The 10,914-nt window shown below is 69.2% G+C and carries 12 protein-coding genes and 1 pseudogene; 9 read left to right on the top strand and 4 right to left on the bottom strand.

The genetic code is table 11. The annotated features are described in order from the left end of the window. The 8 genes and pseudogenes from H3O04_RS29835 to H3O04_RS29800 all read left to right on the top strand — a co-directional run. A pseudogene (locus H3O04_RS29835) lies at positions 1-245 on the top strand (cellulose biosynthesis protein BcsE); the annotation flags it as partial. Continuing rightward, complete coding sequence (locus tag H3O04_RS29830) at positions 242-469, top strand: hypothetical protein (protein WP_124477485.1); 228 nt, start codon at positions 242-244, stop codon at positions 467-469. The pseudogene H3O04_RS29835 and the gene H3O04_RS29830, both read left to right, overlap by 4 nt. Beyond that, on the top strand, positions 466-1,245 hold the full coding sequence (bcsQ, locus tag H3O04_RS29825; protein ID WP_185920872.1) for a cellulose biosynthesis protein BcsQ: 780 nt from the start codon (positions 466-468) through the stop codon (positions 1,243-1,245). The genes H3O04_RS29830 and bcsQ overlap by 4 nt, the downstream gene beginning before the upstream one ends. Further along, the gene (gene bcsA, locus H3O04_RS29820) at positions 1,242-3,779 is read left to right on the top strand and encodes a UDP-forming cellulose synthase catalytic subunit (protein WP_202589037.1); all 2,538 of its coding nucleotides are present in this window, start codon (positions 1,242-1,244) and stop codon (positions 3,777-3,779) included. The genes bcsQ and bcsA overlap by 4 nt, the downstream gene beginning before the upstream one ends. Before the next feature lie 27 nt (positions 3,780-3,806). Further along, on the top strand, positions 3,807-5,363 hold the full coding sequence (gene bcsG / locus H3O04_RS29815; protein ID WP_124477482.1) for a cellulose biosynthesis protein BcsG: 1,557 nt from the start codon (positions 3,807-3,809) through the stop codon (positions 5,361-5,363). After that, on the top strand, positions 5,345-5,542 hold the full coding sequence (locus tag H3O04_RS29810; protein ID WP_011694257.1) for a hypothetical protein: 198 nt from the start codon (positions 5,345-5,347) through the stop codon (positions 5,540-5,542). Before bcsG ends, H3O04_RS29810 begins: the two co-directional genes overlap by 19 nt. A 185-nt stretch (positions 5,543-5,727) precedes the next feature. Next, positions 5,728-6,048 (top strand): hypothetical protein, encoded by a 321-nt coding sequence (locus H3O04_RS29805; protein ID WP_124477481.1) that lies wholly within the window; start codon positions 5,728-5,730, stop codon positions 6,046-6,048. Between the two features lie 112 nt (positions 6,049-6,160). Further along, positions 6,161-6,916 (top strand): hypothetical protein, encoded by a 756-nt coding sequence (locus H3O04_RS29800; RefSeq protein WP_202589036.1) that lies wholly within the window; start codon positions 6,161-6,163, stop codon positions 6,914-6,916. A gap of 43 nt (positions 6,917-6,959) precedes the next feature. Here H3O04_RS29800 and H3O04_RS29795 read toward each other — a convergent pair whose 3' ends face one another. The 4 genes from H3O04_RS29795 to H3O04_RS29780 are packed head-to-tail and all read right to left on the bottom strand — an operon-like array spanning position 6,960 to position 10,189. Continuing rightward, the gene (locus tag H3O04_RS29795) at positions 6,960-7,841 is read right to left on the bottom strand and encodes a pirin family protein (RefSeq protein ID WP_185920873.1); all 882 of its coding nucleotides are present in this window, start codon (positions 7,839-7,841) and stop codon (positions 6,960-6,962) included. Between the two features lie 44 nt (positions 7,842-7,885). Then, positions 7,886-8,278, bottom strand: coding sequence for an OsmC family protein (locus tag H3O04_RS29790; RefSeq protein WP_124477478.1), 393 nt, complete (start codon positions 8,276-8,278; stop codon positions 7,886-7,888). Positions 8,279-8,322: 44 nt separating this feature from the next. After that, positions 8,323-9,903: a cation:proton antiporter gene (locus H3O04_RS29785; RefSeq protein WP_202589035.1), complete on the bottom strand. Its 1,581-nt coding sequence runs from the start codon at positions 9,901-9,903 to the stop codon at positions 8,323-8,325. A gap of 25 nt (positions 9,904-9,928) precedes the next feature. Next, entirely contained in the window at positions 9,929-10,189 is a 261-nt protein-coding gene (locus H3O04_RS29780) for a XapX domain-containing protein (RefSeq protein WP_202589034.1), read from the bottom strand. A 277-nt stretch (positions 10,190-10,466) separates the two neighbouring features. Here H3O04_RS29780 and H3O04_RS29775 point away from each other — a divergent pair. Further along, positions 10,467-10,914 (top strand): isochorismatase family protein (locus tag H3O04_RS29775; RefSeq protein WP_202589033.1); only part of this gene is annotated, 448 nt, incomplete at its 3' end.

Below are 10,914 nucleotides of genomic sequence, written 5' to 3'. Positions count from 1 at the left end.
CGGCGGGCGCCGCACGCGCAGCGGCCGCGCCCGTCGAACCCGGCGCGGCATTGCCCGATGCGGGCGAGGTGAGCGACGCGATCGACGCGATCGATACCGTCGTCGCGCTCGACGCGATCGGCGTGCCGCAGGCGTCCGTGCCCATCGCCGTCGACGCGTCGTCGCCGGACCCCGTCATTTCCGCCGCGCGGGCGCGCGGCGCCGTCCGCAGCGCGATGCCGTTGCGCAAGCAGGAGGACGCATGATCGCGGAACTCGTCATCGGCTTCGTCGTCGGTATCGTGATTGCGGTACCGGTGTGGATCGTCGCGCAGCACCTCGGCATCGGCCGCGGCTTCCATGCGCCGCGCGGCATCGACCGGCGCGACGCGGTACCGTGCGAGCTCGTGCCGGTCGCGTTGCGCGGCCGTCTGCTGCCGGGCGTCGGCGGCGCCGAAGCCGGCACTCGCGACAGCAAGGCGGCACGATGAAGACGATCGCCCTCACGTCGACGACGGGCGGCGCGGGCCGCACGACGCTCGCCGCCGCGCTCGCGGTGCTGCTCGCGCGCCGCGGCCGGCCGGTCGTGGCCGTCGAATTCGATGCCCAGAACCTGATGGGCGCGACGCTCGGCCTCGATACGCTGGCCGAGCACGGTCTGGCGCACAGCTTGCTGGGCGGCCCCGAACCGTGGCACGCGCATACGTGGCGCAACGCCGACGGCGTGCTGTTCGTGCCGTACGGGCAAGTCGATGCGGCCGGCGCCGCCGCGTGCGATGCGCGGCTCGTGGCCGATCCGGCCTGGCTGTCGCGGGCGCTCGACGAAATCGCGTTGCCGGCCGACGGCGTCGTGCTGGTCGACACCGCGCGCTATCCGTCGCCGCAGGCCGAACAGGCGATCCGGTGCGCTGACCTGACGCTCGTCGTCGTGCCGCCGGAGCCGGTCGCGTGCGCGACCACGGCCGCGCGGCTCGGCGCGCTGCGGGCCGGCGGCGGCGAACTGCAGATCGTCGTGAACCGGCTGAATCCGGCGCGTGACATGCAGCGCGACGCGCTGGCGATGCTGCGCGCGGTCGCGGGGCCGGCGTCGATGCTCGAACAGCGCATCCACGTCGACGCGGCCGTGCCCGAAGCGCTCGCACGCGGCAGCTGGATCTTCGACGACGCGCCGTATTCGCAGGCGTCGCACGACCTGAACGGCGTCGCGAACTGGGTCGACACGTGGCTGACGGCGGCCGTTGCCGGCCGCGCCGGAGCCATGCGATGAACGCCGCGCTCGGGGCGCGACTGCGTGCGTTCGGCCGTCGCGCGGCCGACTGGTGCGCGCGCGGCATCGGGCTGCCGGCGCAACGCACGCGGGTCGACTGGCTCGTGCGGCTGTTCTTCCACGCACCGCCGCCCGGCCGGCCCGATCACGTGCGCCTTTGGGTGCGCGTCGCGTTCCTGCGGCTCGCGCACGACTGGGGCGTGCTGCAGCCGCTCAGCGTGCGCGAATGGCTGTGGCGCGCGATCGTGCGCGCGCCGCGCGGGGCCGACGGCCGGCCCGCGCGCGATCCGCTCGCGTGGTTCGATACGTTCGTGGTGCCCGTCTACGTGGCCGGGCGCGCGGTCGGCCGGCGCATCAACGCGATGCTCGAGCGTTTGCCGTGGGTGCGCTGGGGCAGCTGGCTCGATGCGCGCGCGAACGGCGTCGGCCGGCGCCGCTGGCTCACGCCGCTGCTGCTCGTGGCCGGCGCGATGCTGTGGGCCGCGGCCGGGATGTCGCCGCTGATGCCCGGCGCGCAGTTCGCGTTCTTCGCGATGGTCGCGGTGCTCGCGCTCGCGCTGCGCCGCCTGCCGGGCCATCTGCCGACCCTCGCGCTCGCGTCGCTCGCGCTGCTCGCGACGGTGCGTTACGTGTGGTGGCGCACGACCCAGACGCTCGACTTCCGCAGCCCGGTCGAAGCCGTCGCCGGCTACCTGCTGTACGGCGCCGAAGCCTATACGTGGATGATCCTGCTGCTCGGCTTCGTGCAGACCGCGTGGCCGCTCGACCGGCCGATCGTGCCGCTGCCCGACGATCCGGACACCTGGCCGACCGTCGACGTCTATATCCCGACCTACAACGAGCCGCTGTCGGTCGTGAAGCCGACCGTGTTCGCCGCCCAGAGCATCGACTGGCCGAGCGCGAAGCTGCGCGTGTACCTGCTCGACGACGGCCGCCGCCCCGAGTTCGCGGCATTCGCGGCCGAGGCCGGCATCGACTACCTGACGCGCGACGACAACCGCCACGCGAAGGCCGGCAACATCAACCGCGCGCTGCCGAAGACGCACGGCGAGTACATCGCGATCTTCGACTGCGATCACGTGCCGACGCGCTCGTTCCTGCAGACGACGATGGGCGTGTTCCTGCGCGACCCGAAGTGCGCGCTGGTGCAGACGCCGCACCATTTCTTCTCGCCCGATCCGTTCGAGCGCAACCTCGGCACATTCCGGGAGATCCCGAACGAGGGCAACCTGTTCTACGGCCTCGTGCAGTCGGGCAACGACCTGTGGAACGCGACGTTCTTCTGCGGTTCGTGCGCGGTGCTCAAGCGCAGTGCGCTGGAGGAGGTCGGCGGTGTCGCGGTCGAGACCGTGACCGAGGACGCGCACACGGCGCTCAAGCTGCATCGGCGCGGCTATACGTCGGCGTACCTGCCGACCGTGCAGGCGGCCGGCCTCGCGACCGAAAGCCTCGCGGGCCACGTGAAGCAGCGCACGCGCTGGGCGCGCGGGATGGCGCAGATCTTCCGCATCGACAACCCGTTCCTCGGGCGCGGGCTCGGCTTCATCCAGCGGATCTGCTACGGCAACGCGATGCTGCATTTCTTCTACGGGATTCCGCGGCTGATCTTCCTGACGATTCCGCTCGCGTACCTGTTCTTCCACCTGTACTTCATCAACGCGTCGTCGCTCGCGCTCGCGAGCTACGTGATCCCGTATCTGGTGCTCGCGAACGTCGCGAACTCGCGGATGCAGGGGCGCTACCGGCATTCGTTCTGGGCCGAGGTCTACGAATCGGTGCTCGCGTGGTACATCGCGCTGCCGACCACCGTCGCGTTCTTCAGCCCGAAGCACGGCAAGTTCAACGTGACCGACAAGGGCGGCAAGATCGACGAAGGCTACGTCGACTGGTCGACGTCGAAGCCGTATCTGGTGCTGTTCGCGCTGAACGTGCTCGCGATCGTCGCCGGCCTGTGGCGGCTCGTGGCCGACCAGGGCGACGAGGCGTCGACCATCCTGATCACGCTCGGCTGGACCGTGTACAACCTCGCGATGCTCGGCGCGGCGCTGGCGGTCGCGCGCGAGACGAAGCAGGTGCGCGTCACGCACCGGATCGCGATGCGCGTGCCGGCGATGCTGCTGCTCGCCGACGGCTCGACCGCCGCATGCTTCACGAGCGACTACTCGACCGGCGGCCTCGGGCTCGAGGCGGTGCCGGGGCTGCCGCTCGCCGCCGGCGACACGTTGACGGTGTGCGTGACGCGCGGCGACCGGGCGTTCCCGTTCCCGGTGCGCGTGACGCGGGTGACGCCGACTCATGTCGGCGTCAGCTTCGAGGAACTGACGCTCGAACAGGAACGTCAGCTCGTGCAATGCACGTTCGGCCGCGCGGATGCGTGGCTCGACTGGCACGAAGGCGCGCGGCCCGACACGCCGCTCGGCGGGCTCAAGGAAGTGCTGCGGATCGGGCTGGACGGCTATGTACGAATGTGGAAGGGCGCGGCGCGCGGCGTGCAGGCGATGCTCGCGCCGAAACTCGATCGCGCGCGCGACTGACGCGGTGCGCATCATGGAGTGGGTTAGATGACGTTCTGGAATCTGTATTTCATCCTGAAGTTCGCGCTGTTCGCGACCGGGCGCCTGCAGCCGTTCTGGCTCGCGAACCTCGCATTCGCGGTGGCGCTCGTGGCGAGTGCGCCGGTCCGGTCGCGCGCATGGCGCATCGTCCGGCAGATCGTGGCGGTCGCGATCGCGGTGCCGTTGCTCGCGCGCGAGCTGCATGCGCCGTCGCTCGCCCGTCTCGCGGAGGCCGCGCGCGAAGTCAGCACGTTCCGCCTCGACTACTGGATGGAACTGCTGCCGCGCCTGTTGCCGCCGGTGCTGGCGCTGACGATCGTCGGCGTGCTGATCGTCTATTTCATCGTCAATCGCTGGCTGCGCGTCGCGACGTTCGTGGTGGCCGTGCTGGTGGTGATGCCGCTGTGGCAGGCCGGCAGCGGGCTGATGGCGCGCGTCGTCGCGCCGGCCCAGCCGCAGGCGAACGTGGCGGGCGCCACGCGCGTCGACCAGCCCGAGGATCACAACGCGGCGCTCGCGACGTTCCGCGCGCAGGAGTCGCAGCGGCAGGTCGCGTTCGGCCATCTCGGCAGCGATCCGGCCGCGCAGTTCGACGTGATCGTGCTGCACATCTGTTCGCTGTCGTGGGACGACCTCGATGCGGCGAAGGTGCGCAATCACCCGATGCTGAGCCACTTCGACTATCTGTTCACGAACTTCAGCACGGCCGCGAGCTACAGCGGGCCGGCCGCGATCCGCGTGCTGCGCGCGAGCTGCGGGCAGGAGGCGCATGCGGACCTGTACAAGCCCGCACCGCAGCAGTGCCACCTGTTCTCGCAACTGGCGGGCGCCGGCTACACGGTCCAGTCGTTGCTGAACCATGACGGCCATTTCGACAATTTCCTGCAGGTGATCCACGACAACATCGGCGTGGCCGATGCGCCGATGATCTCGAACGCGGCCGCGCCGGTCGCGATGCACGCGTTCGACGGCTCGGCGATCAAGGACGACTATGCGACGCTCGCGAACTGGTACGCGCAGCGCGCGTCGGTGCCGGGGCCGGTCGCGCTGTACTACAACACGATCAGCCTGCACGACGGCAACCGCGTGGTCGGCAGCGCGCTGACGAGCATCGACTCGTATCCGCAGCGCGCGACGAAAATGATGACCGACTTCGACCGTCTCGCCGACCTGATCGCGCAATCGGGCCGCCGCGCGGTGATCGTGTTCGTGCCCGAGCACGGCGCCGCATTGCGCGGCGACAAGAACCAGATCGCGGGGCTGCGCGAGATTCCGACGCCGCGCATCGTGCACGGGCCGGTCGGCGTGCGGCTCGTCGGCTTCGCCGGCAACCACGGCGCGACGACCGTGATCGAGCAGCCGACCAGCTTCCTCGCGCTCGCGCAGTTGCTGTCGAATCTCGTGTCGAACAGCCCGTTCAAGCCCGGTGCGACGCTCGCGCAATACGCGGCCGATTTGCCGCGCACGCGGATGATCGGCGAGAACGAGGGCACGGTGACGATGCAGACGGCCGCGGGTTACGCGGTGAAAACGCCGGACGGTGTATGGATCGACGAACAGTGACGATAGCTGGCGAAGGCGACGACGATCGCCTGTCGCAACCGAACGACGTGATCGGCCTCGCGCGGCATCTGCCCGCGCTCGATCCCGAGCGCTACGTCGACGAACAGGCGCGCCGCGCGTTCGACGCGTCGCTCGATCGCTGGCCGACGCTCGCGAAGCTGATGGGATTGAAGGCCTGAAGGCACCGCGGCCGGCCCGGATACCGGGTTTTATTGAGCATGGTTGACACGAAACTAGACCGGTCTATATCATTTGGCGCAGTCCACTTGGCGCACGTGTCAGGCTATTCCGTCGAATAGCCGCGCGAGCCGTGCGTATGTTTTATTCGGCAAATGGGCGATAAAAGTCAAATAACGGAGGGTCTATGCGTTCGGCAAGCGCTTTTCTCGTGGGGCTGACGGTTTTGCTGGTTTCCGGCTGCGCGGGTATCGCCGGCAGCACCAACATGCTGACCGACGACAAGATCAAGTCCAGTACCGCCGGCACGCTGGGGTACTCGCCCGATGAACTCGTCATCGTCAACCGCCGCACCGAAGGGACGAATACCTACGTCAACCTGAAGGCCAGGGACGGCAAGGAGTTCGCGTGCACGATCAATGGCGGCAATCTGCTGTCTTTCGGCATGACGAACCCGCCGGTGTGCAACCGCAAGGGGCAGCCGCGCCAGGGTGGCCCGTTCTCTTGAATGTAAAGGTCGGACGGTCCGCCCAATGACCGGCGCCGTCGTCTGGGCCGTCCGGCGATCCGGCGGTCATCGCGGATTCATTGTGTTTGTCTTGTGTCGGTCGGGTGCTGCCATGTCGTATCACATTCGGATCGTGTGCCGAACGGTAGCGGTGTGCGTGACCGCGGTCGCCGCACTGTCGGGGTGCGCGGGGATGTTGACCGCCTCGTCCGGTCCGCAGCCGGAACGCGTGGCGGCGCAGAAGGAAGAAGGCGCCCGCTATACCCAGACGCTGACGTCGTTCATCGCGCTGGTGTCGAACGCCCAGGCCTCCACGCCCGACAGTCGCGCCAGAATACTCGACGCTTACCAGCGCGTCCTGTATCAGTACTCGGTGGCTGCCGTGAACTGGGTGCGGCTCGTCCATCCGGCGCTGCAGCCGCTGCCGCTGTCCCTGCAGCCGCTTCCCGCGCCGACGGGCACGCCCACGACGGCCGAGGTCGATCGCGGCTATGAACACGCGATCGAGATGCGGGTGGCGATGTGGGATATCGGCGAGGCGGCGATCTGGGGGAAGACCTCGAAGATGTCGATCCCCCGCTACCGCGGCACCGCGCCTGCCGTGCCGATGCCGCCGCCGCTGCCGCCATTCCAGGACGTGCGGGATTCCCGGTATGCGAGGCTGGTTGCGCTGACGAAGCAGGCGGACGACGCGCAGCGTGCGTCGATCGAGCAACAGCGGCAGGTCGAGGCCAAGGAGTTGGCCAAGGCGCTTGCCATGGCGAGGGCCGTGCCGTACTCGCCGCCGCAAGCGCAGGGCCAGCCTCAGCAGGAACAGCGCTGGTGTACGCAGTCGGGTGGCGGAGTCGTGGGCCGCGTGCCGTGCTGAGCCTGCATCGCCGGGCGGCCTCGGTCGCCCGTTGCGCGTTGCGTTATGCCTTGCGTGCTGGCTGGCGCGTCCATTCGCTTTCTTCGCCCGGCACCTTGCCGAACGACTGATCGGCCCATGCGGCACGCGCCGCATCGATCTTCGCGCGCTCGCTCGATACGAAATTCCATTCGATGAACCGCTCGCCCGGCAGGTGCGCACCGCCGAGCAGCATCACGCGCGCGCCGTTCGTACTCGCCAGTGCAACGCTCGCGCCCGGTTCGAGCACGGCCATCGTCGCGGGGGCGAGCGACGTGCCGTCGACGCTGAGGTCGCCGTCGACGAGATACACGCCGCGTTCCTCATGTTCGGCATCGAGCGCCAACGTGCCGCCTGCCGCGAATTCCGCAACCGCATAGAGCGTCGGCGAGAACACGGCGACCGGCGACACGAGCCCGAACGCGGTGCCCGCGATCACGCGCACGGTCACGCCGTCGCGCGTGAACGACGGCAGCGTGTCGGCCGCATGGTGAACGAACGCGGGCGTCGTGTCTTCATGCTCGACCGGCAGCGCGACCCAGGTCTGGATGCCGTGCACCGGCTGCTCGCGCGGGCGATCCTCGTCGGGCGAGCGCTCCGAATGCACGATGCCGCGGCCGGCCGTCATCCAGTTCACGTCGCCCGGCACGATCTTCTGCCGGAAGCCGAGGCTGTCGTGATGCATCAGCGAGCCGTCGAACAGGTAGGTGACGGTCGCGAGCCCGATGTGCGGGTGCGGCAGCACGTCGATGCCGCGCCCGGCCGGCAACACGGCCGGCCCCATCTCGTCGAAGAAGATGAACGGGCCGACGAGGCGCGCGGCGCGCGCGGGCAGCACGCGGCGCACGACGAGGTTGCCGATGTCGCTTTCGCGCGGCGTGAGCAGGGTCTTGATCGAGGCGGACATGACGGGAATCTCGTGACGGTGGCGGTGACGGTGGCGGGAAATGCTCAGGCGATCGCCGTGTCGATCGTGATCGGATGCGTGAGGATCTTGTGCACCGGGCACGCATTCGCGATCTGCAGCAGGCGTTCGCGCTGCTCGTCGGTCAGGTCGCCGTCGAGCGCGATGCGGCGCACGATCGTGCTGCCCGCGCTGCCCGATTCGTGCGCGAGCTTCACGTGCACTTCGTCGAGCGGCCAGCCTTTTCGTTGCGCATACATCTTCAGCGTGATCGCGGTGCATGCGCCGAGGCTCGACAGCAGCAGCGCGACGGGCGTCGGCGCCGCATCGCCGCCGCCGAGCGCCGCAGGTTCGTCGGCGCGCCACTGGTGGACGCCATCGGTGAAGTGGACGAGATAATCGACCGGGCCGATGCTCGCTTCGACGGACAGTTCGCTCATTGTGGTTCCAGGTGGGAAAGGGGACGGGCCGGGGAGGCCGAACGTTACGGTTCGAGCAGGCGTTGCAGCCGCAGCTCCTCGAAATCCAGCTCGGATTCTATGCGGTGCAGCACCGCGTCGTCGACCCGGCCGTCGCGATGCAGGTCGAGCAACGCGTCGCGCGACACGCCGACCAGCTCGAGCTCGACGCGCAGCATCCGCGCGCGCACGTCCGCGGGCTCCGCGCCGTCGCGATGTGCGTGCTCGTTGAACGCGACGCGGCTCCGGTATTCGGTCAGCAGTCGGTCGAGCGACGCGCGTTCGAGGCCGGCGCCGCGCTGCTCGCGCGCATCGAGCTCGGCGAGCGCCGCGCCGAACGTGTGCGCACGCACCGCATGTTCGGACATCGTGCGGCGCGCGGCCGGGCGCAGCTTCAGCACGCGGATCAGCGGCGCGAGCGTGCCGCCTTGCACGACGAGCGTCGCGATGATCAGCAGGAACGTGCTGAACAGGATCAGGTCGCGGCCGGGAAAGTTGGCCGGCAGCGCGATCGCGGCCGCGAGGCTCACGACGCCGCGCATGCCCGACCAGCCGAGTACGACGGCTTCGCGCCACGACCACGCCGCGTGGCCCGCGCGCCGCGCGCGCAGGCGGCCCGGAAGCCACATCGCGACGAATACCCACACCACGCGCGCGCCGATCGCGGCGGCCGTCGCCGGCAGCGCGACCCGCAGGCCGGCCATCAGCACCGCACCTTCGTGGTTCACGCCCGCGAGAATCGCGTGCAGCGCGAGGCCGATCAGGATGAACACGAGCGCGTCGAGCACGAACACGATCGCTTCCCACGTCGCCTTCGCCTTGATCCGCATGTCGGCGCCGAACACGCGATGCTGGCGCACGCCGAGCACGAGGCCGCAGGTGACGACCGACAGCACGCCCGAGCCGTCGACGGCTTCCGCGATCCCGTAGCTGCCCCATGCCATCGCGAACGTCACGACGATGCCGAGCATCGGTTCGCGCAGGCGCTGCAGCACCCAGCACATCGCATGGCCGCACGCGAGGCCGACCGCGATGCCGATCAGCGTGAGCGAGAAGAACAGGCCGGTCGCACTCGCGGTCGTGATCGTGGCGGCGAGCGCGGCCGATACGGCCATCTGGTACAGCAGCAGGCCCGACGCATCGTTGACGAGGCTTTCGCCCTCGAGCACCGCGACGAGCCGCGCGGGCAGCGGGTGGCGCTGCAGGATCGCCTTCGCGGCGACCGCGTCGGGCGGCGACACGATCGCGCCGAGCGTGAAGCACGCGGCCCACGGCAGCGCGGGATTCGCCGCATGCACGGCGAGCGCGACCGCGATGGTCGTGAACGCCACGGCCCCGAGCGCGAGCGACGCGATCGATGCGAGCTCCTGCCGGAATTCCTTCCAGGCGGTGTAGAACCCGCTCGACATCAACAGCGGCGGCAGCACGGCCGCGAGCAGCAGCGCCGGGTCCATGTCGGGCACGCGCTTGCCGGCGACGGCGACCACGCAGCCGCCGAGCAGCAGCACGACGGCCGGCGGAATCGACACGCGCTCGGCGAGCCAGGTGAGGGCGCCCGCGCCGCAGATCAACAGCAACAGGTAATGGAACAGCTCGACGTTGGTCATGCGCGGCAGGCGGCGATGGGGTGGATCAAGAAGGCTTGCGGTCGTTCGCGGCGCCGCCCGGCAGCGCGCCGAACATGTGCTGGCTGCACTGCGCGTCGCGCCATGCGGTGTTCAGCCGATGGCCGGACAGCATCCGGCGCGCGACGGGCAGGATCTGTTCGCCGGCCAGCATGCCGAGCAGGCCGACGAGCGCGATGATCGGCGGTGCGGGCGAATTCACGCCGATCGCGCCGTAGATCACGCCGGCGAGGATGCCGGCGAGCAGCGACAAGACATACGGTTTCATGGTGGTGCGCCTCGTGATGGCCGAGCGGCGCCGGAACGGCGCCGTCAGAGTCTTGAAAGCGTAGCGGGTTTGCGTGAAGAAAAAAAGGGCGGGCGGCCCCGGACGGGCATTCGTTCAGGAATCGGATCGATTCCATTCCTTGGGTGTTCGCGCCGCGCGTTTGCGGCTTAAATATTTCGGCCCGGATGACGATCCGGCGCCGACGCATTTCAGGCTCCTCCCGTTTTCACGGTCGAGGCAGGCCCCCCCTTTTTTCGTTCACAGGACACCTTGCGCCATGAGCAACCCGAAACTCGAAGTACTGACGCCGCAGAACAGCCAGCTGATCTTCATCGACCAGCAGCCGCAGATGGCGTTCGGCGTGCAGTCGATCGATCGGCAGACGCTGAAGAACAACGTCGTCGGGCTCGCGAAGGCCGCGAAGGTCTTCAACATCCCGACCACGATCACGACGGTCGAAAGCGACAGCTTCTCGGGCCACACCTATCCCGAGCTGCTCGACGTGTTCCCGAACCAGAAGACGCTCGAACGCACGTCGATGAACTCGTGGGACGACCAGAAGGTGCGCGACGCGCTCGCCGCGAACGGCCGCAAGAAGGTGGTCGTGTCGGGCCTGTGGACCGAGGTCTGCAATACGACGTTCGCGCTGTGCGCGATGCTCGAAGGCGACTACGAGATCTACATGGTCGCCGACGCATCGGGCGGCACGACGCAGGCCGCGCACG

Origin of the sequence: Burkholderia sp. KCJ3K979 (assembly GCF_016759955.1) — a bacterium.
In the GTDB taxonomy this organism is placed as follows: domain Bacteria; phylum Pseudomonadota; class Gammaproteobacteria; order Burkholderiales; family Burkholderiaceae; genus Burkholderia; species Burkholderia orbicola.
Note: the sequence above shows the minus strand (reverse complement) of the source record. Positions and strands in the feature narration are given on the sequence as shown.

Coding starts and splice junctions, on each gene's coding strand:
- H3O04_RS29830 (WP_124477485.1), top strand. CDS start 242: ATGATCGCGGAACTCGTCATCGGCTTCGTCGTCGGTATCGTGATTGCG.
- bcsG (WP_124477482.1), top strand. CDS start 3,807: ATGACGTTCTGGAATCTGTATTTCATCCTGAAGTTCGCGCTGTTCGCG.
- H3O04_RS29790 (WP_124477478.1), bottom strand. CDS start 8,278: ATGAGCGAACTGTCCGTCGAAGCGAGCATCGGCCCGGTCGATTATCTC.
- bcsA (WP_202589037.1), top strand. CDS start 1,242: ATGAACGCCGCGCTCGGGGCGCGACTGCGTGCGTTCGGCCGTCGCGCG.
- H3O04_RS29805 (WP_124477481.1), top strand. CDS start 5,728: ATGCGTTCGGCAAGCGCTTTTCTCGTGGGGCTGACGGTTTTGCTGGTT.
- H3O04_RS29795 (WP_185920873.1), bottom strand. CDS start 7,841: ATGTCCGCCTCGATCAAGACCCTGCTCACGCCGCGCGAAAGCGACATC.
- H3O04_RS29800 (WP_202589036.1), top strand. CDS start 6,161: ATGTCGTATCACATTCGGATCGTGTGCCGAACGGTAGCGGTGTGCGTG.
- H3O04_RS29780 (WP_202589034.1), bottom strand. CDS start 10,189: ATGAAACCGTATGTCTTGTCGCTGCTCGCCGGCATCCTCGCCGGCGTG.
- H3O04_RS29785 (WP_202589035.1), bottom strand. CDS start 9,903: ATGACCAACGTCGAGCTGTTCCATTACCTGTTGCTGTTGATCTGCGGC.
- H3O04_RS29810 (WP_011694257.1), top strand. CDS start 5,345: ATGGATCGACGAACAGTGACGATAGCTGGCGAAGGCGACGACGATCGC.
- bcsQ (WP_185920872.1), top strand. CDS start 466: ATGAAGACGATCGCCCTCACGTCGACGACGGGCGGCGCGGGCCGCACG.